The sequence below is a fragment of the Streptomyces sp. 142MFCol3.1 genome (assembly GCF_000424945.1).
GTDB lineage: Bacteria > Actinomycetota > Actinomycetes > Streptomycetales > Streptomycetaceae > Streptomyces > Streptomyces siamensis.
Genome location: NZ_AUKV01000042.1, coordinates 45,983 through 64,427, shown reverse-complemented (window position 1 = coordinate 64,427; position 18,445 = coordinate 45,983). Strand labels below are relative to the sequence as shown.

At 70.4% G+C, this 18,445-nt stretch carries 18 protein-coding genes and 1 tRNA gene; 15 read left to right on the top strand and 4 right to left on the bottom strand.

The annotated features are described in order from the left end of the window. The 9 genes from H305_RS0138500 to H305_RS0138460 all read left to right on the top strand — a co-directional run bounded on the left by H305_RS0138500 (nt 1) and on the right by H305_RS0138460 (nt 8,891). Nucleotides 1-645, top strand: a complete 645-nt coding sequence (locus tag H305_RS0138500) for a NuoI/complex I 23 kDa subunit family protein (RefSeq protein WP_037766705.1) — start codon at nt 1-3, stop codon at nt 643-645. Then, nucleotides 642-1,304, top strand: coding sequence for an NADH-quinone oxidoreductase subunit J (locus tag H305_RS0138495; RefSeq protein WP_028805142.1), 663 nt, complete (start codon nt 642-644; stop codon nt 1,302-1,304). Before H305_RS0138500 ends, H305_RS0138495 begins: the two co-directional genes overlap by 4 nt. After that, nucleotides 1,304-1,678 carry an NADH-quinone oxidoreductase subunit NuoK gene (nuoK, locus tag H305_RS0138490; RefSeq protein ID WP_028805141.1) on the top strand — a complete coding sequence of 125 codons (375 nt, stop codon included), beginning with the start codon at nt 1,304-1,306 and terminating at the stop codon, nt 1,676-1,678. Before H305_RS0138495 ends, nuoK begins: the two co-directional genes overlap by 1 nt. Beyond that, the gene (locus H305_RS0138485) at nt 1,675-3,666 is read left to right on the top strand and encodes an NADH-quinone oxidoreductase subunit L (RefSeq protein WP_028805140.1); all 1,992 of its coding nucleotides are present in this window, start codon (nt 1,675-1,677) and stop codon (nt 3,664-3,666) included. Before nuoK ends, H305_RS0138485 begins: the two co-directional genes overlap by 4 nt. Nucleotides 3,667-3,672: 6 nt before the next feature. Further along, entirely contained in the window at nt 3,673-5,250 is a 1,578-nt protein-coding gene (locus H305_RS0138480; protein ID WP_028805139.1) for an NADH-quinone oxidoreductase subunit M, read from the top strand. Next, nucleotides 5,247-6,746 carry an NADH-quinone oxidoreductase subunit N gene (locus H305_RS0138475; protein ID WP_028805138.1) on the top strand — a complete coding sequence of 500 codons (1,500 nt, stop codon included), beginning with the start codon at nt 5,247-5,249 and terminating at the stop codon, nt 6,744-6,746. The genes H305_RS0138480 and H305_RS0138475 overlap by 4 nt, the downstream gene beginning before the upstream one ends. Nucleotides 6,747-6,959: 213 nt before the next feature. After that, nucleotides 6,960-7,823, top strand: a complete 864-nt coding sequence (htpX, locus tag H305_RS0138470; protein WP_028805137.1) for a zinc metalloprotease HtpX — start codon at nt 6,960-6,962, stop codon at nt 7,821-7,823. Further along, nucleotides 7,820-8,212 (top strand): YccF domain-containing protein, encoded by a 393-nt coding sequence (locus H305_RS0138465; protein WP_028805136.1) that lies wholly within the window; start codon nt 7,820-7,822, stop codon nt 8,210-8,212. Before htpX ends, H305_RS0138465 begins: the two co-directional genes overlap by 4 nt. 112 nt (nt 8,213-8,324) lie before the next feature. After that, entirely contained in the window at nt 8,325-8,891 is a 567-nt protein-coding gene (locus tag H305_RS0138460; RefSeq protein WP_028805135.1) for an SMI1/KNR4 family protein, read from the top strand. A gap of 115 nt (nt 8,892-9,006) precedes the next feature. Here the strand turns inward: H305_RS0138460 and H305_RS0138455 are convergent, their stop codons facing one another. Next, nucleotides 9,007-10,257 (bottom strand): APC family permease, encoded by a 1,251-nt coding sequence (locus H305_RS0138455; RefSeq protein ID WP_028805134.1) that lies wholly within the window; start codon nt 10,255-10,257, stop codon nt 9,007-9,009. Nucleotides 10,258-10,462: 205 nt separating this feature from the next. Here H305_RS0138455 and H305_RS0138450 point away from each other — a divergent pair, with 205 nt between their 5' ends. Continuing rightward, nucleotides 10,463-10,729 (top strand): GlsB/YeaQ/YmgE family stress response membrane protein, encoded by a 267-nt coding sequence (locus H305_RS0138450; RefSeq protein ID WP_028805133.1) that lies wholly within the window; start codon nt 10,463-10,465, stop codon nt 10,727-10,729. 164 nt (nt 10,730-10,893) lie between these two features. Here the strand turns inward: H305_RS0138450 and H305_RS0138445 are convergent, their stop codons facing one another. After that, entirely contained in the window at nt 10,894-11,382 is a 489-nt protein-coding gene (locus H305_RS0138445) for a YajQ family cyclic di-GMP-binding protein (RefSeq protein ID WP_028805132.1), read from the bottom strand. A gap of 202 nt (nt 11,383-11,584) precedes the next feature. Here H305_RS0138445 and H305_RS0138440 point away from each other — a divergent pair. Beyond that, nucleotides 11,585-11,666 (top strand) — tRNA-Tyr (locus H305_RS0138440). A 625-nt stretch (nt 11,667-12,291) separates the two neighbouring features. Here the strand turns inward: H305_RS0138440 and H305_RS0138430 are convergent. Then, nucleotides 12,292-12,798 carry a hypothetical protein gene (locus H305_RS0138430; RefSeq protein WP_028805131.1) on the bottom strand — a complete coding sequence of 169 codons (507 nt, stop codon included), beginning with the start codon at nt 12,796-12,798 and terminating at the stop codon, nt 12,292-12,294. A gap of 626 nt (nt 12,799-13,424) precedes the next feature. Between H305_RS0138430 and H305_RS0138425 the strand changes: the two genes are divergently transcribed. The 3 genes from H305_RS0138425 (at nt 13,425) to H305_RS51570 (ending at nt 15,974) form a co-directional block, all read left to right on the top strand. Then, a complete protein-coding gene (locus tag H305_RS0138425) occupies nt 13,425-14,420 on the top strand; it encodes a DUF1259 domain-containing protein (RefSeq protein WP_028805130.1) in 996 nt (331 codons plus the stop codon). After that, entirely contained in the window at nt 14,420-15,625 is a 1,206-nt protein-coding gene (locus tag H305_RS0138420; RefSeq protein WP_028805129.1) for a cytochrome P450, read from the top strand. Before H305_RS0138425 ends, H305_RS0138420 begins: the two co-directional genes overlap by 1 nt. 136 nt (nt 15,626-15,761) lie before the next feature. Beyond that, complete coding sequence (locus H305_RS51570; protein ID WP_078629454.1) at nt 15,762-15,974, top strand: hypothetical protein; 213 nt, start codon at nt 15,762-15,764, stop codon at nt 15,972-15,974. Between the two features lie 282 nt (nt 15,975-16,256). Here the strand turns inward: H305_RS51570 and H305_RS0138415 are convergent, their stop codons facing one another. Further along, nucleotides 16,257-16,913 carry an SDR family oxidoreductase gene (locus H305_RS0138415; RefSeq protein ID WP_028805128.1) on the bottom strand — a complete coding sequence of 219 codons (657 nt, stop codon included), beginning with the start codon at nt 16,911-16,913 and terminating at the stop codon, nt 16,257-16,259. A 69-nt stretch (nt 16,914-16,982) separates the two neighbouring features. Here H305_RS0138415 and H305_RS0138410 point away from each other — a divergent pair, with 69 nt between their 5' ends. Beyond that, nucleotides 16,983-18,086 carry a hypothetical protein gene (locus H305_RS0138410; RefSeq protein WP_234021387.1) on the top strand — a complete coding sequence of 368 codons (1,104 nt, stop codon included), beginning with the start codon at nt 16,983-16,985 and terminating at the stop codon, nt 18,084-18,086. The last annotated feature ends 359 nt before the right edge of the window (nt 18,087-18,445 follow it).

The window sequence follows — 18,445 nt, the reverse complement described above, 5'->3', positions numbered from 1 at the left end:
ATGTCCCGCCTGTCGATCCCCGGCTCCGGCCTCGCCAAGGGCCTGGCCGTCACCCTCCGCACGATGACGAAGAAGACCGTCACCGCGCAGTACCCGGACGCCCAGCCGGAACTCCCGCCCCGCACCCGCGGCGTCATCGGCCTCTTCGAGGAGAACTGCACGGTCTGCATGCTGTGCGCCCGCGAGTGCCCCGACTGGTGCATCTACATCGACTCCCACAAGGAGACGGTCCCGCCCGCGGCTCCCGGCGGCCGCGAGCGCAGCCGCAACGTCCTCGACCGCTTCGCCATCGACTTCTCCCTGTGCATGTACTGCGGTATCTGCATCGAGGTCTGTCCTTTCGACGCGCTGTTCTGGTCTCCGGAGTTCGAGTACGCGGAGACCGACATCCACGAACTCACCCACGAGCGCGACAAGCTCCGCGAGTGGATGTGGACCGTCCCGGCCCCGCCCGCCCTCGACCCGAGCGCGGAGGAGCCGAAGGAGATCGCCGCCGCCCGCAAGGCCGCCGACAAGCTTGCCGCCGAGGAGGCCGCCGCGCAGGCCGAGGCTGCCGCGCAGGCCGAGGCCGCGGCCCCCGCCCCGGCCGAGCCGTCGGCGGCGGACACCCCCGAACGCCCCGCGCAGCAGGACGGTGAGTCGTGAGCCTCGCAGCAGCCACGGCCGCGACGGCGCGGGCCACCACCGCAGCCGCCGAGAGCCACGGCTTCCTCTCCCCGACCGGCGTCGAGGTCGCCTTCCTCCTCGTCGGCCTGGTCACCTTCGGCGCCGCACTCGTCACCGTCACCACCAGACAGCTGGTGCACGCCGCGCTGTGGCTCGTGGTGACGCTCGGCGGTCTCGCCGTCGAGTACCTCCTGCTCACCGCCGAGTTCATCGCCTGGGTGCAGGTCCTCATCTACGTCGGTTCCGTCGTCGTCCTCCTCCTGTTCGGACTGATGCTCACCAAGGCGCCCATCGGCCGCTCCCCGGACGCCGATTCCGGCAACCGCTGGGCCGCCCTGACCGTGGCCGTCGCCGCGGCGGCAGCCCTGGTCTGGGTCGTCGTCGACGCGTTCCGCACGACTTGGGTCGACCTGGGCGGCGCCCCCGCCGGATCCACCGAGGTGACCGGCGCGAGCCTCTTCCAGAGCTGGGTCCTTCCCTTCGAAGCGCTCTCCGTGCTCCTGCTCGCCGCCCTGGTCGGCGCGATCGTCCTGTCCCGCAAGGCGAAGGCGGACGCGGCGCCCACCCCGAGCGCCCGCACCGTCCCCGGCACACGGAACGTCCCGAACGGCCGGAGCGACAAGGAAGGGACCCGCTGATGCACCTCGCCTATCCCGCCGTGCTCTCCGCCCTCCTGTTCTGCACGGGCCTGTACGGAGTCCTCGCGCGCCGCAACGCGATCCTGGTCCTGATGTCCGTCGAGCTGATGCTCAACGCCGTCAACCTGAATCTCGTCGCCTTCGACGTCTGGCTCTCCAGGGCCGCGCGGGACACCTTGCACTCCGGCCAGGCCCTGACCCTGTTCACCATCGCCATCGCGGCCGCCGAGATCGGCATCGGTCTGGCGATCGTCCTCGCCGTGTACCGCGGCCGCGGCACCTCGGACATCGACAAGCTCCGCGACAGCGCCGAGCCGCACGGCCCCGACGAGGCCACCGTCATGGCAGACGAGAAGGCTGAGGCCACCGCGTGACCACGACCACCCTCGCCGTCCTCGTCCCCCTCTTTCCGTTCCTGGGCGCCGCGGTGGGACTGCTCCTCGGCCGCACGGCCCCCGGCTTCGTGCGTCCCCTCGCGGTCTTGCCGTCCCTCACCTCGCTCGTCCTCGCCGTCCTCGTCGCCGTCCGCCAAGGCGGCGGTCCGGCCATCGACTCGCACACCGAACTCACCCCCACCGGCTCCGTCCCCATCGAACTCGCCCTGCACATCGACGGCTTCGCCGCACTCGTCGCCGTACTCGTCGGCGTCGTCGCCTCCTGCGTGCAGATCTACTCGACGGGCTACCTGCGCGACGACCCGCGGTACCCCTCCTACGCCGCTCTCGTCTCCCTGTTCACCTCCGCGATGCTGCTCGTCGTCTACTCCGGCGACCTGATGGTGCTGCTGGTCGGCTGGGAGATCATGGGCATCTGCTCGTACTTCCTGGTCGGCCACTACTGGGAGACCCCCGAGGCCCGAGCCGCCTCCATCAAGGCCTTCCTGGTCACCAAGCTCGGCGACGTCCCCTTCCTCATCGGCCTGTTCGCCCTCGCCACCGACGCCGGGTCATTCCGCATCACCACCGTCCTCGGCACCGTCGCGAGCGGCGGACTGCACCATCCGACGCTGGTCGCCCTGCTGCTCCTCGCAGGTGTGGCGGGCAAGTCGGCGCAGTTCCCGCTGCACACCTGGCTTCCCGACGCGATGGCGGGCCCCACGCCCGTCTCCGCGCTCATCCACGCCGCGACGATGGTCGCCGCCGGTGTCTACTTCATCGCCCGGCTCCTTCCCGTCTTCCAGGCCTCCTCGGCCGCGATGGTCGTCCTCGCCGTCATGGCCGCCGTCACGATGGCCGGTTCGGCGCTCGCCGCGCTCGCCCAGGACGACATCAAGCGTGTCCTCGCCTACTCGACGATCGGCCAGCTCGGCTACATGACCGGCGCCCTCGCCGTCGGCGACCGTGACGCCGCCGTCTTCCACCTCATGGCACACGGCGCCTTCAAGGCCCTGCTGTTCCTCGCCGCCGGCGTGATCATCCACGCCTCCGGCACCAACTCGCTGGCCGTCATGTCGCGCATGAAGGGCCTGCGTGACCGGGTCCCGGACGCCTACTGGACGATGACCGTGGCGCTGCTCGCGCTCGCCGCGATCCCGCCGTTCAGCGGCTTCTTTTCCAAGGAGGCCGTCCTCGGTGCCGCCGAGAACGTCGCCACCGGCCACACCGAGCACGCCCCCGGTGCCGCGGGCTGGATCGTCCTCGTCTCCGGGCTGATCACCGCCGTGCTCACCGCCGCGTACGCCACCCGACTGTGGCTGCTGGCCTTCCGCGGCCAGGGCGCCGAGGCCCCCGACCACGGCAGGCAGCCACTCAGCATGACCGCCGTGCTGTGGGTGCTCGCCGTCCCGTCACTCGTCTTCGGTCTGGCGTACGGCACCCTGCCCGACTGGTTCGACGGCCGCGCTCTGACACCGGTCCTCACCACCTCCGTCCTCGGAACAGGACTCGCCCTCGTCGGCGGACTGGTCACCTACGGAGCCTGGCGGCACACCACCGCGATGGCGGTGCGCGTGCCCCTCGGTGCCGTCGTGGCCCACCCGGACGCCGACGCAGGGACGGTCGAGGCCGAGGCCATCGCCCTGCACGCGTCCGCGTTCGGTGACGTGGCCTACGCGCCCGACCCGGCGGACCCGGGCCGGCTGCTGCTCGGCCCGCTGCATCGCCACGCGGCCGTCGGCTTCCACCTCGACGCCGTGTACTCGGCGCTCTTCGTCCGGCCGGTCCAGGCCGGGGCCTCGCTCGTCCGGTTCCTCGACCGCGAGGTCGTCGACACCTACGTACGCGGTGCGGCGGCCCTACCCCGCTGGCTCGGCGCGGCCGTACGCCGCGCCCAGACCGGCAATGTGCAGACCTATGTGAGCGCGCTGCTCGCCGGCACCGTCGTCCTGGTGGTCGCCGCCCTCCTCGTCGCCACGGGAGCGTGAGCAGGCGTGATCGATATCAGTGAATCCGTGATGCAGATCCTTCTCGCGTTCATCGTCGTCGGCCCGCTCATCGGGGCCGCGGCGGCTCTTCTGCCCGCCCCGCCCGGGCTGAAGGGGAAGTCGGCCGACCAGGCCGTCCTGCGGCACGGGGTGACCGTCACCGGCGCCGTGCTCATCGCGGCGATCGTCCTCGCGCTCGGCTTCGACCACGACCAGCCGTCGAAGATGCAGGCCACGACGGACATCAGCTGGATCCCCGCACTCGACGTGCGCATCCACCTCGGTGTCGACGGCATTTCCCTCCCCCTTCTGGTCCTGACCGCGCTGCTGACCTTCCTGTGCGCGCTGTACAGCTACTTCAAGATGCCCGCGGGCCCGACCCCGAAGGCCTTCGTCGCGCTGCTGCTGGTCCTCGAGTCCGGCACCCTCGCGACCTTCGCCGTCCTCGACCTGCTGCTGTTCTTCCTCGCCTTCGAGACGGTGCTCATCCCGATGTACTTCCTCATCGCCCGGTGGGGCGGTGCGGAGCGCCAGGCCGCGGCCTGGAAGTTCATCCTCTACACGCTGCTCGGTTCGGTCGTCATGCTGCTGGGCCTGCTCCTGATCGGGATCAAGGCGGGCACATTCGACATGGTGGCACTCGCCACTGACAGCGGCCGGTCGCTGACCACATCCGTGCAGGTCATCGCCGTTCTGGCGATCGGGATCGGGCTCGCGGTCAAGACGCCGATGTGGCCGCTGCACAGCTGGCTGCCGGACGCGCACACCGCCGCGCCGACCGTCGGCTCGGTCCTGCTGGCCGGCGTCCTGCTCAAGATGGGCACGTACGGATTCGTCCGGATCCTGCTGCCGATCGCGCCGGACGGCATGCACACCTTCGCGCCGTACCTCGCGGCCTTCGCCGTGGTCGGGATCATCTACGGATCGCTGGCCTGCCTGGCCCTCGCCAAACAGGGGGCGAAGGGCGACCTCAAGCGGCTCATCGCGTACTCGTCCGTCGGCCACATGGGCTTCGTCCTGCTCGGCATCGCGACCATGACGCCGACCGGCGTGAACGGCGCGCTGTTCGCCAACATCGCGCACGGCCTCATCACCGGCCTCCTCTTCTTCCTCGTCGGGGCGCTGAAGGACCGTACGGGCACCACCGACCTCGACACCCTCGCCGAGGAGACCGGCGCCGCGCTCTACGGCAAGGCGCCCCGCCTCGGTGGACTGCTCGCCTTCGCCGCCGTCGCCTCGCTCGGACTGCCGGGCCTCGCCGGGTTCTGGGGCGAGATGCTGGCGCTGTTCGGCGCGTTCGATCCCGCCGACGACCTCAGCCGCCCCGCGTATCTGACCTTCATGGCGATCGCCGCGTTCGGCACCCTGCTCACCGCCGCGTACATGCTGGTCGTCGTACGCCGCGTGTGCATGGGCGCCACCCCGCGGCCGGGCAGCCCGAAGCTCGCCGACGTCCAGAGCTACGAGTTCGCCGCCTGGACGCCGCTCGTGGCCCTCACCGTCGTCGCCGGCCTGTGGCCCAGGGCCCTCCTCGGCCTCACCGACCCCGCCGTCCAGCAGCTCCTCGCAGGAGGCACCCGATGAGCTCCCTGGTCCAGTCCGTCGACTGGCTCGCCATCGCGCCGCCCACCCTTGCCGCGGTCGTCGGACTCGTCGTGCTCGTCGCCGACCTGTTCATCGGCGACGCCAGGAAAGCCGTCCTCGGCTGGGTGTCGGTGGCGGGCCTCGCCGCGTCCGCGCTGCTGCTGCTGCCCCTCCTGGACGGCGACCGCGCCACCTTCTGCCTGACAGGCGACGCCAATGTCTGCAGCTACACGGCGGACAGGTTCACCCTCGTCATCCAGCTCCTCGTCCTCGGCGGCGCACTCCTGGCAGCCCTGCTTTCGGTCACGGCCATCAAGGACGCCGACCGGGAACTCCCCGAGGGCGAGTACTGGTTCCTGCTGCTCTCCTCGGCCGCCGGTGCCGCCCTGCTGCCCGCCTCCCGCGACCTCGCGACCCTCATCGTCGCCCTGGAGGTCGCCTCGCTGCCCGCCTTCGCGCTCGTCGGCATCAAGTACGGCGACAGGAAGTCCTCCGAAGCGGCCCTGAAGTTCTTCCTGTCCTCGGTCACCGCGACCGCCGTGAGCCTCATGGGCATCAGCTTCGTCTACGCGACGACCGGCACCCTCTACCTCACCCGGATCGCGGACAAGATCCAGAAAGTCGACGGACAGTTCGACACCCTCGCCCAGACCGGCGTCGTCCTCACCCTCGTCGGCTTCGCCTTCAAGACGGCGGCCGTGCCCTTCCACTTCTGGGTGCCCGACACCTATGTGGGAGCGCCCCTGCCGATCGCCGCCTACCTCTCGGTCGTCGGCAAGGCGGTCGGCTTCTCCGGGCTGATCCTCGTCACCGTCGTCGCCTTCCCGTCCTACGCGGACGTCTGGGGCCCGGCCCTGGCCGCACTCGCCGCCCTCACCATGACGGTGGGCAACGTCGGAGCCCTGCGACAGCAGGCCACGCGCGCGTACAGCGCGGTACGCCTGCTCGCCTGGTCCTCGGTCGGCCAGGCCGGCTACCTCCTGGTGCCGATCGCGGCCGCCGCCTACTCCAAGGACGCCGAGAAGGCCATCGGCTCCACGGTCGCCTACGCCCTGATGTACGCCGCCGTCAACCTGGGCGCCTTCGCCGTGGCCGCCGTCGTCGGCCGCAGAAGCCGCCTGAACCGCATCAGCGACTACCGGGGCCTGTACGCGCAGAGCCCCCTGTCGGCGCTGCTCCTGGGCTTCTTCCTGCTCTGCCTCGCAGGACTGCCCCCGGGCGTCATCGGCCTCTTCGCCAAGGTCACCGTGTTCTCGGCGGCCGTCGACGCCGGGCTCGGCTGGCTGGCCGTGGTCATGGCCGTCAACGTCGTGATCGCGCTCTTCTACTACCTCCAGTGGACGACGCTGCTCTTCCGCGCACCCGAAGGCGAGCCGGTCAAGCACCGTGTGCCGGCCCCGCTCACGGCCGCGCTCGCCCTGACGGCCGTACTCGGCATCGCGCTGTCCGGTGCACCCCAGCTGGTCCTCAGGTTCTCCGCCACCGGACTCTTCTGACCCGCACGGCCACAGGCACGGGCACCTCGCACCGCACGCGCGCACGCGTGGCCGCCGTCCGCCGTCACCCGGACGGCCCACGCGCGCCGGTGCGCGCACAAGGGAACTAGTGCTCCCCGTCTGGCGTTGACCAGTAGGGGAGGGTCCACTGAAGAGTGGAAGCAGCATCAGCAAGCAAAGGGTTCCCCTGCCGCACCACTTGGAGGGCGTACCGTGCACCGCCGGCACAACGGGCTCAGGACCGCCGTACTCCTCGGGGGACTGTCCGCACTCATCATCGTCATCGGCAGTTTCTTCGGACGGACCGGCCTCGTCGTCGCGCTGTTCGTCGCCATCGGCACGAACGCGTACGCGTACTGGAACAGCGACAAACTGGCTCTACGCGCGATGCGCGCCCGCCCGGTCAGCGAATTCGAGGCCCCGGCGCTGTACCGCATCGTCCGCGAGCTCTCCACCCAGGCCCGCCAGCCCATGCCGCGCCTGTACATCTCCCCGACGGAGGCACCGAACGCCTTTGCGACGGGCCGCAACCCGCGCAACGCCGCGGTGTGCTGCACGGAAGGCATCCTGCGCATCCTGGACGAGCGCGAGCTGCGCGGAGTCATCGGCCACGAACTCAGCCACGTCTACAACCGCGACATCCTGATCTCGTCCGTCGCCGGCGCCCTCGCGTCCGTGATCATGTTCCTGGTCAACTTCGCCTGGCTCATCCCGATCGGCCGGTCCAACGACGACGACGGCCCGGGCATCCTCGGCCTGCTGCTGATCATGATCCTCGGTCCGCTCGCGGCGTCCCTCATCCAGCTCGCCATCAGCCGCTCCAGGGAGTACGAGGCCGACGCCTCCGGCGCCCACATCACCGGTGACCCCCTCGCCCTCGCGAGCGCGCTGCGCAAGCTCGACGCGGGCACCAAGCAGTTGCCGCTGCCCCCGGAGCCGCGGATCGAGACCGCCAGCCACATGATGATCGCCAACCCCTTCCGTCCGGGCCAGGGAATGTCGAAGATGTTCTCCACGCACCCGCCGATGGCGGAGCGCATCGCCCGTCTCGAGCAGATGGCAGGTCGCCAGCAGTGAAGACAATTCTGAACGTCATTTGGCTCGTCCTGAGCGGCTTCTGGCTGTTCCTCGGCTACCTCGCCGCGGGGGTGATCCTGTGCATCACCATCATCGGCATCCCGTTCGGCATAGCGGCCTTCCGCATCGGCATCTACGCGCTGTGGCCGTTCGGCTATACGACGGTGGAGCGCCGCGACGCGGGTGCCCCCTCCTGCATCGGCAACGTCCTGTGGCTGGTCCTGGCGGGCTGGTGGCTCGCCCTGGCCCACATCGTCACGGGTGTGCTGCTGTGCATCACGATCATCGGCATCCCGTTCGGCATCGCCAACTTCAAGCTCATCCCGGTCTCGCTGCTCCCCCTGGGACGCGAAATCGTGCGCACGGACCAGCCGTTCGCGTCGCGCTAGCTGTACTCAGCCACCACGTTGGTGACGCGCAGCCGTCGGTAGTTGATCAAGACCCGTCTGAGGGTTTTCCACAGGCTGCCCGATTGTCAGTGGCGCGCTGCATCATGAACCCATGACCGACATCGAGCAATTGCTGGCACGGGTCTCCTCCGAGGCCCGCAACACGCGGCCGTGGGGCTGGCCTTCACTCCCCGCTCCCGTGGACCGGGCCGCGGTCGCCCGCGCCGAGGCCACCCTGGGCTTCCCGCTGCCGCCTCTGCTCGCCGCGCTCTATCTGCGGATAGGAGACGGCGGATTCGGTCCTTCCTACGGCCTGTTGCCCCTGCTCGACGGCCCTCCGTCGGGCGAACCGGCAGTCGTCCCGCAGTACCTCGCCAACCGCAAGAGCGCCCGCAAGGACCCCGACTGGCCCTGGCCGGAGGGCATCCTGCCGATATCCCACTGGGGCTGCGGCATGTACGCGTGCGTGGACTGCCACGACCCCAGGGGCCCGGTCCTGCTCTTCGAGCCGAATGGCGACACGGCCGAAGCGGCCTGGTTCGTCGACGCACCCGACCTCACGACCTGGCTGCGCATCTGGCTCGACGGCACGGGCTGGTACGAGGAGGCCAACGACGGCGCGGACCTGGACCTTTGGCCCGACTTCCGTATACGCACCACGACGGCCCAGGCCTCCTAGCCCGCGCCACCGAGGCACAAAGCCGCGGGACCAGCCCCCGGCGCTGTCGTCCGATCGCGGGTCGCCGTCAGGACACCGGGACGCCGCCCGCTGCCAAGCCGACCGCATGCCGCCGTCACGACGACCGCGACGTCACCCACCACCGCACGCCGTACGCCACCGCGCCCGCCCCCACCACAGCCGCGCCCACCACCACCGACACCGCGGGCAGGGCGAACGCGAGCGTCGCACACCCGATCGCACCCACCGCCGGCACGACCCGCTGCAAGGGGGCCGAACTCAGCGTCCACGCGGACGCATTGGCCACCGCGTAGTAAACCAGCACACCGAAGGAGGAGAACCCGATCGCGCCCCGCACGTCCACCGTCGCGGCCAGCGCGGCCACCACCGCGCCCACGGCCAGTTCCGCCCGGTGCGGCACCTGGAAGCGTGGATGTACGGCGGCCAGAGCACTCGGCAGATGACGGTCGCGGGCCATCGCCAGCGTCGTCCGCGACACCCCCAGGATCAGGGCGAGCAGCGACCCCATCGCCGCCACGGCGGCCCCCACCCGCACCACCGGCACGAACCCGGGCGCACCGGCCGCGCGGACCGCGTCGGCGAGCGGTGCCGAAGCACGGCCGAGCCCGGCCGGCCCCAGCACGGAAAGGACGGCCACCGCCACCATCACGTACACCACCAGCGCGATCCCCAGCGCCAGGGGAATCGCCCGCGGGATGGTGCGCGCCGGATCCCGCACCTCCTCGCCGAGGGTCGCGATCCGCGCGTACCCGGCGAACGCGAAGAACAGTAGCCCGGCCGCCTGGAGTACCCCGCCCGCTCCTGTCGAGACACCGACGTCCAGCCGCCCGGTGTCCGAGGCGTTTGAGCCCAGACAGACGACCACCACACAAGCGAGGACCGCCAGCACCACCGCCACGATCACCCGCGTCAGCCAGGCCGACTTCTGAACGCCGCCGTAGTTCACCGCGGTCAGCGCCACCACGGCCGCGACCGCCACCGCGTGCGCCTGCTCCGGCCAGGCGTACGCCCCCACGGTGAGCGCCATTGCCGCACAGGAGGCCGTCTTGCCGACGACGAACGACCAGCCCGCCAGATACCCCCAGAAGTCACCGAGCCGCTCGCGCCCGTAGACGTACGTGCCGCCCGAGGCGGGGTACAGGGCGGCGAGGCGTGCCGAGGACATCGCGTTGCAGTAGGCCACCACGGCGGCGACCGCGAGTCCGAGCAGGAGCCCGGTCCCGGCCGCACGCGCCGCGGGGCCCAGTGCGGCGAAGATCCCGGCGCCGACCATGGAGCCCAGCCCGATGACCACGGCGTCGCCGACGCCCAGAGTGCGCCGAAGTTCGGTATCGGACTGAGTCATGCGCCGCACCTTACTGATCAGCGCAACCGACCGGAGCCGCGTTGACGTCTTGTTCATCGAGGCGCCATCGAAGAACGGCGCCGGACGACAGCACCGACACACGCGCGGCCCGCGCCGGACACGAACAGTGACGGCACACCCCGGTCCGCCCGGAATCACAGGTCCGGGACAGCGTGGACACAGCGCGGAAGGGCAGGTTCAGGACATGGGCATCATCGGATGGATCATTCTGGGGCTGCTGGCCGGCGCCATCGCCAAGTTCCTGCTGCCGGGTCGCGACCCGGGCGGCTTCGTCGGGACGACCGTCATCGGCATCGCCGGCGCGTTCATCGGCGGCTGGATCTCGGCCCGCTGGCTCGACCACCCCATCACCAAGCACTTCTACGACGGAGCGACCTGGGCGGCGGCGATCGGCGGCTCGCTGGTCCTGCTGGTCCTCTACCGCATCCTGTTCGGCGACTCGCGACGCTGACGACGCGCGCCGCTGAGTACCCAACCCGAGACCGCGGCCAGCAGGCGAGAAGGGTGGGCACCCCTGGTGCCCACCCTTCCTCGTAGCCGTAGCCGTAGCCGTAGCCGCAACGGACCGGCCGGTGGGACCGGTTGACGCAAGCGACCGCTGCCGGTCGGCGACTGCTACCGGTAGTTCACGAACTGCAGCGCGAAGTCGAAGTCCTTGCCCTTGAGGAGGGCCTGAACGGCCTGCAGGTCGTCACGGCTCTTCGAGCTGACACGCAGCTCGTCGCCCTGAACCTGAGCCTTCACGCCCTTGGGGCCCTCGTCGCGAATGATCTTCGCCACCTTCTTGGCGTTCTCCTGGGAGATGCCCTCCTCGATGGAGGCGAAGATCTTGTACTCCTTGCCGGAGAGCTGCGGCTCACCGGCGTCCAGCGCCTTCAGCGAGATGCCCCGCTTGATCAGCTTGGTCTCGAACACATCGAGGATGGCCTTCACCCGCTCCTCGGAGTTCGCCTCCATCAGGATCTTCTCGCCGGACCACGAGATGGAGGCGCCGACGTTCTTGAAGTCGTAGCGCTGCGAGATCTCCTTGGCGGCCTGGTTGAGGGCGTTGTCGACCTCCTGCCGCTCGACCTTCGAGACGATGTCGAAACTGGAGTCGGCCATGTCCTGTGGCTCCTTGTATCGGGGTGCGTAGGGGCGGCCGTCGAGCCCGGCGTCGGTCCCCGGCCGCATCCGCATAAGCCTAGCCACCCCCCTCCCTCCGAGCGTCGATCAATTGGGTGGCGAAGCATCCCCGGGCATCAGGTATCGTTTACGTCGTTGCCAGGGAGCACCGCCGAAAAGCGGAGCTCACAGCATCAAACCCGGCGGTGTGCCCGAGCGGCCAAAGGGAGCAGACTGTAAATCTGCCGGCTCAGCCTTCCCAGGTTCGAATCCTGGCGCCGCCACACGGGAACAAGGGGCCCGTGACCTGCGAATTTCGCAGGTCACGGGCCCCTTGTCGTGTCTCCCCGATGACCCGCTGGCCGTCTCGCACTGTCTCGCGTTCGAACGGATGTCCAGGGGTGCCTGGACGGGGCGTGGACGGGATTCGTGGCACGTCACCCGTCCTGGCCCGGCCGGGCGGAGATCGTAGCGTCGGCGGCCTCGTCTCCGTCCTTCAGGAACGTGGCGTACACCCGCAAGAGGACCGCCACACTGTGGCCGGCGCGCTCTGCGACCAGCTGAGTCTGCCGCCGCACCTCTCCTCAGCCGTCGCCGACAGCCGGCGAGACGCGTGAGAGCCCGGGTGCATACGACGCCGTCCCGGGCTCTTGTGGTGGGCCGGTCACCGGCCTTACCAGTGGTTCGCCGAATGGCTGAGCCTGCTGCGACTGCCCGGCACCGGGCAGTCGCAGCAGGCCGTCGAGCAAATGCCGGATGGCGCGCTCTGGAATTCCAGCTGCCTCACACGTGGTGCAGTTCGTGCCGATGGCAGTTTGGGTCGCGGTGGCGCGATCTGGCGAAGCGGCGGAGTGAGGGCTCTCGGATGCCTCACCCCGCCGATGGAGCGCTGCGGTCTGTGGGTGGGGCTCAGTGCAGCGGGGTTCCGGGTACGGGGTCGAATCCGGGAGCGCACAGCGTCGCGATGTTCGCCGCGGTGATGGGGTTGCCCTCTTGGGTGACGCACGCGGCGCGGTGGACGTAGCCGTTGTCGTCGAGGAGCGTGATGAAGAGGTGGCCGGGGTCCTCCTCGGTGACGGCCAGGGAGGTTTCGGTGACGCAGCGCGGGGCGCCGGGGACGACGGAGAGGTCGACCCAGCCGCCAGGGTTGCGGCTGTCGTTGAGGAACGCGTGTCCGGCACGGTTGGTCGCCGCGCGGAACTCCGTCTCGAACAGGTCACTGCCCGAGTAGTCGACGACGGCGGAGCTGACATCCCGCTCGGTCCGGCAGCCGCCTGCGCCGTTGACGGGGGGGTGCGAGGCGGCAAACGGCGCGGTGTGGGGGGCCGCGGTCGCCGTAGGCCCTGCGAGCACTCCGGCCAGCAGGGCGCCGGTTACTGCCGCAAGAGCCTTCGCCGTGCGAGCGATCTTCGTCATTCCTGTGGTCCTCTCAGACAATCGTGGATGGCTGACGCGGCGCCGCATCCGATGGAGGGGCTTGGGTGTGATGGCCACATGATCACGGCGCTGCGATCCGAGCCGGAGTCTCACAGCGTCGTGTGCGGGAAGGAATGAGGCTGTCCGCCCGGTCACCCGGACGGGGCGCGCAGTAGGCCCAACGGTTCACAAACCGCACCCGGCGCCGGCCCACCGGGCGTAGCTGGCCACCCTGCGGGAAACCTCCTTGGAACTGCGAAGAAGCAGTTCGGAGGGGGTTTCTTCGGATACGTGGGCGGCCGGCTCCCGTCTTACGCCGTGGCGTGTTCGAACACCCCCTCCCGACGGGCGGACGGGTGCCGAGGACGCGATACCCGGCCCCTCGCCACCGCTCACCCGGAGCCCCTCGACGCCACGTGGCCTCCGTCACCGGGGAGGGGCGAGGAGCCCCGCTCCGCCGACGGCCACGGCGACCGTGCGGCGGCCCCGCCGGACGTCGTGACGCGGGTGGCGGAGCCGCCCACGCCGTCAGGAGGCTCTGTTGGTCCACCTGGCCGCACATGGCCGCGCGGATCACGGATCCGCGCCGTCGTGCGTGTTTCCATCACAGCCAGGAGGCATATGACATGGCTGACGATCGACGGCAGGACACCCACTCCCGGCCCACCACGTCGCGGCGTCGTGTGTTGGCCGTGGCGGCCCTCGCACCCGTGCTGGCCGGGGCCCCGAGCGAAGCCCACGCCCTCTCCACCCGAAACGGGCGGGCAATGGCCGAGCCGGTGCTGACAAAACTGGCCGACTGGGCGGACGTGGGCAAGGCCCTCGGCCGGCCCGGCGACATGAAGCGGTTCCTGTACCACACGGGCATGCCGCGCAAGGACCTCACGGTCTTCTCCCGCGGAGTCCGGATCAACCCCACCCTCGCTCTGGGCACGCACGTGTCCTTCGTGCGGTACACCGACCACAGCACGCTCCTCATGGGCGACGCCGTGGTCACCGAGTGCGAACTGCAGCACTTCATCGACGTACTGCAGGACCACGGGATCATGCAGACCGCCATCCACAAGCACCTGCTCGCTCACGAGCCGGACGTCTGGTGGGTCCATCTGCACGCCCATGGCGACGATCCGGTCGCCGTCGCCCGCGGCCTGCGCGCCGCGTTCGCCTGCACCGGCACCCCGCCCGCCGAACCCACCGTCACCTCGCCGCCCATCGACCTGGACACCGCCGCGATCGACGCCGCGCTGGGAGTCAAGGGCTACGCGGACGAGGAGATCTACAAGAGCGTCTTCGCCCGCCGCGAGACCATCGCCGACGGCCACCTGATCCTTCCCCCGGGACTGGGCGCCACCACGTCCGTCAACTTCCAAGCACTGGGCGGCGGGCGGGCGGCGATCAGCGGTGACCTGGTGATGACCGCCGAGGAGGTCCAACCCGCACTCGTCGCCCTGCGGCGCAACGGCGTCGAACTCGTCGAGGTGCACCACCACAACCTGACCGACGAACCACGCCTGTTCTTCGTCCACTACTGGGCCGTCGGTGACGCCGTGAAGCTCGCCGTCGGCCTTCGTCACGCAGTGGACACCACCAACGTCGTACCTATGCCCGGAGGAGCCGGCTGATGACCGGTGACAAAGAGACGCCCACCTGCCCGTTCGACTTCAGCGAAGCACTCGACTTCGACCCGGTGCTCGCGAATCTGATGCACCGTGACACCCCGGCCCGCATCCGGCTGCCCTACGGCGAGGCCGACGCCTGGCTGGTCACCGGCTTCGACGCCGTCAAGCGCGTGACCACCGACCAGCGTCTGAGCCGGGCCGCCATCATCGGCCACGACTACCCCCGGCTCACGGCGGAGCCCATCGTCTCGCCCGAGTCGATCAACGTGATGGATCCGCCGCACAGCAGCCGCGTACGCCAGCTGGCGTCGCAGGCCTTCACCCAGCAGCGGGTCGACGGCATGCGGCACCGGATCGTCCGGCTCGCCGACCTCCTGCTCGACGAGATGGAGGAGAAGGGTCCGCCGACGGACCTGGCCAAGCACCTCTCCACCACGCTTCCCCAGCACACCGTCCTCGACCTCCTCGGCGTCAAACGGGAGGACTGGCCCCGGATGCAGGAGAACGTGCTCCGGCTGCTGGTCGTAGACGCGCACAACAAGGACGCGGCCGCGAAGGCCAAGGCCGATCTGACGGCCTACTTCGCCGAACTCGTCGAGCAGCGCCGCCATTCACCCGGCGACGACCTCATCAGCCTGATGGCCGAGGCGCGGGACGGCGAGGACCACCTCGACGACAACGAACTGGCGGTCATGGCGCTGACCCTGGCGCTCAGCGGCCAGGACACCGCGACCTGCGAGATCAGCAACATCGTGTACCTGCTCCTGACCCACCCCGAGCTGGAGGACCACATCAGGCGCCGGCCCGAGACGCTCACCGACGTCCTGCACGAGATGCTCCGCTACATCCCGTTCCGCAAGGGGGTCGGCATCCCCCGGGTGGCTCTGGAGGACGTGGAGCTGGACGGCGCACAGATCCGGGCGGGAGACTTCGTCCACGTCTCGTACCTGGCGGCCAACCGCGACCCGAAGCGCTACCCGAAGCCGGACGTCATCGACGTCGACCGCCCGAACCGTCCGCACATGACGTTCGGTTGGGGCGGGCACCGCTGCATCGCCGTCCCGCTGGCCATGGCTGAGCTCGAGGTGGCCGTCGGGCGCCTCCTGCAGCGCTTCCCCGGGCTGAAGCTCGCCGTTCCGCCGGACGAAGTGCGGTGGGACCGGCAGACGATCCGGCGCTTCCCGTTGGAGCTGCCGGTCACCTGGTAGGACCACCTGCCGACGCCGTCGGCCCTTCGCTCGGGCCCCCGCCGGACCGCGAGAACGCGGTCCGGCGGGGGTGCTTCGTACACCCGTGGAGCGCGGGCCGTGCCTGCGCGCCGTCCGGCCGGGGCAGACTGGACCCATGTCGTCGCTTCGCAGGAACTGCCCCGAGTGCCGCCGGGAGATCGCCGTCGTCGCGGGCCGGTTCGCGCGGCACGATCCGCCGGGTCCGCGGGGGAGCGGAGCGCTGGTCTCGTGCCCCGGCTCACGCCGGCAGGCCCAGACGGGCACGGCCCAGCCGACACTGGACGGGTACACGGTCCCCGACTTCCCTGGACAGCTCCCGCTGTTCTGACGTACGCCCGGACCGAGCCGGCCGAGCATCCGGGGCCCACCCGACGATCACCGCGGCCCACCCGACCAGCACCCGGAGTATGTCCGGCGAGAACCCCGAGCACGCCCGGGGAGCGCCCCGGGCCCGCCCGTCGAGCACCCGGAGTACGCATGGCGAGCACCCGGAGTGCGTCTGACGAGTACCTGGGGCACCCGGGACGAACACCGGGAGGGTGCCGCCCCCCGCGCACAGAAAAAACCAGGCCTAGGAGCAGGGCGTCCCGCGGCCGCGATACGCCGCTGTCTAGTTCCCCGCCACCGACTTGACCGCCACCGAGACCGGCGTCGAGCCGCTGATCAGTTCCAGGGTCAGCCCGGCCGTCGCCGAGGTGTCCACCAGCTCTGCGAGCACCGCGGCGACGTCGTCGCGCGGGATCATGCCGCGGCCGGTGTGCGCCTCCAGACGTACGAGACCGGTGCCGGCGTCGTCGATCAGGCCCCCGGGCCGCAGGATCGTCCAGTCCAGGCCCGGACGACTGCGCACGTACGCGTCGGCCTCGCCCTTGGCGCGCAGATAGGCGTCGAACACGTCGTCCCCCTCGTGCGCGGGATCCGCGCCCATCGACGACACGACCACATGACGGCGCACGCCCGCGCGCTCCGCCGCGTCCGCGAACAGGATCGCGGCCCCCTTGTCCACGGTCTCCTTGCGGGCGGCCCCGCTGCCCGGACCCGCGCCCGCCGCGAAGACGGCGGCGTCGGCGCCCTGCAGGTGCGCGGCCACCTCCTCCACCGAAGCCGACTCCAGATCGCACAGCACCGGCTCGGCGCCGGCTTCCCGCAGGTCGTCGCCCTGCTCGGGGCGCCGGATGATACCCGCGACCTCGTCGCCGCGCGCGGAGAGCAGCCGCTCCAGCCGCAGCGCGATCTGACCATGACCTCCAGCGATGACAATGCGCATGTTTCCGACCGTACGCCCGGACGGACGCGTTCGCCGCACAACTTTGTGGGCGGCTCATGTGTCACATGTGTGATCACTGAGAACGAGGATTCGAGGGGACGTCGCGCGGACGCGCGCGGCGTCACAGAGGAGAGCATCATCACTGCCATACGCAAGACCGTCACCGCGGCCGGCTGCGCCGCCGCCCTCCTCGCCACTGCGGCCGCCTGCGGCACGGTCAAGAACCTCACCGCCGGACAGAAGGTCGACCACGCCGTCGAGCAGCTCGGCGAAAAGAAGTCCCTCGCCTTCCAGTTGGACCTCGACGCCACTCCCGACGCGATCACCTCGCTGGCGAACTCGTCCGGCGACGCCGACGACGCCATGCCGCCGGAGTTCGGGAAGCTCGTCAGCGGCCTGCGCGTGGATGTAGCCGTCAAGTCCCGTAAGCCGCTCCAGGATTCGGGCGAGAAGGACCTGATCGGCACGAGTCTCAAGATCTCGGGGGCCGACGGCGTCCTCGCCGAGTACCGGGTCGTCGGCGACTTCACGTACTACCGCTCCGACATGAAGGCCATCGGCAAGGCCATGGGTGTCCCCATGCCGACGGCCGACCAGATCCCGGACTCCGAGAAGGAGTTCAAGAAGGTCCTGGAGGGCGACTGGGTGAAGGTCGACACCCGCGAGCTGGCAGAGGCCCAGAAGTCGCACAAGCGCGGCGCGAAGGGACCGGCCGGCGACGTCGACGCCAAGACCCAGCGGAAGATCCTCAAGGCCGTCCGCGGTGTCATCGCCCGTGACGTCACCTTCAGCACCAAGAGCGGCAGCGACGGAACCGAACACGTCGTGGCCAAGGCCAACTTCCGTGAGCTGATCCGCGAGGTCTTCGACAAGCTCCGCCCGCTGGAGGGCGACCTTCCGCCCGGTACGGAACTCCCCACGGACAAGGAGTTCAAGGACGCCCCGAACAAGAAGGTCGCGGTCGACTTCACGCTGAAGAACGGCGACCTGACCCAGGTCAAGATCGACCTCGGCGTCCTCGCCGACGCCCCGAAGCCCGCGAAGTTGCCGCTGGTCCTGAAGTTCTCCGAGGCGGACGACGTCAACGCACCGGCGGGGGCCACGGAGATCCCCGTGGACAAGGTCCCCGGCGGCAGCCCGCTCGGCGGCGGACTGTTCGGCGGCGGACTCTAGAGGGCGGCGAACCCTGGAGCTTCAGGACTCCCGCCCCGGGGCGGCTCCGGGCACCGGGGCCGGGAGCGGGCCGGGGCGTCGGCCCCGGCCTTCGAGGGCGCGCGTGGAGGCAGCACGAGAACACTCCACGCGCGCGGGTCCGAGGGAGCGCCCTGCTCCGGGCGGACGGCTCCCAGGCGTGCCCCGCTTCGGGCGACTGGCTCCCACTCGGGTCCTGCTCGGGCAGGGCCGCCACGTGGCGCGCCCTGCTCCGAGGCGAGCCCCGCTCCGTACAGGCGGCTCCGAGGCTTGTCCCGCTCCGAGGCGAGCCCCGCTCCGTACAGGCCGCTACGTGGCGCGCCCTGCTCCGAGGCGAGCCC

What these genes read in the sequence shown, in the direction of transcription:
- H305_RS0138460 (WP_028805135.1), top strand. Translation starts at nt 8,325, where the DNA reads ATGACCGACATCGAGCAATTGCTGGCACGGGTCTCCTCCGAGGCCCGC.
- H305_RS0138445 (WP_028805132.1), bottom strand. Translation starts at nt 11,382, where the DNA reads ATGGCCGACTCCAGTTTCGACATCGTCTCGAAGGTCGAGCGGCAGGAG.
- H305_RS0138430 (WP_028805131.1), bottom strand. Translation starts at nt 12,798, where the DNA reads ATGACGAAGATCGCTCGCACGGCGAAGGCTCTTGCGGCAGTAACCGGC.
- H305_RS0138500 (WP_037766705.1), top strand. Translation starts at nt 1, where the DNA reads ATGTCCCGCCTGTCGATCCCCGGCTCCGGCCTCGCCAAGGGCCTGGCC.
- H305_RS0138425 (WP_028805130.1), top strand. Translation starts at nt 13,425, where the DNA reads ATGGCTGACGATCGACGGCAGGACACCCACTCCCGGCCCACCACGTCG.
- H305_RS0138415 (WP_028805128.1), bottom strand. Translation starts at nt 16,913, where the DNA reads ATGCGCATTGTCATCGCTGGAGGTCATGGTCAGATCGCGCTGCGGCTG.
- H305_RS0138455 (WP_028805134.1), bottom strand. Translation starts at nt 10,257, where the DNA reads ATGACTCAGTCCGATACCGAACTTCGGCGCACTCTGGGCGTCGGCGAC.
- nuoK (WP_028805141.1), top strand. Translation starts at nt 1,304, where the DNA reads ATGCACCTCGCCTATCCCGCCGTGCTCTCCGCCCTCCTGTTCTGCACG.
- H305_RS0138475 (WP_028805138.1), top strand. Translation starts at nt 5,247, where the DNA reads ATGAGCTCCCTGGTCCAGTCCGTCGACTGGCTCGCCATCGCGCCGCCC.
- H305_RS0138420 (WP_028805129.1), top strand. Translation starts at nt 14,420, where the DNA reads ATGACCGGTGACAAAGAGACGCCCACCTGCCCGTTCGACTTCAGCGAA.
- H305_RS51570 (WP_078629454.1), top strand. Translation starts at nt 15,762, where the DNA reads ATGTCGTCGCTTCGCAGGAACTGCCCCGAGTGCCGCCGGGAGATCGCC.
- H305_RS0138450 (WP_028805133.1), top strand. Translation starts at nt 10,463, where the DNA reads ATGGGCATCATCGGATGGATCATTCTGGGGCTGCTGGCCGGCGCCATC.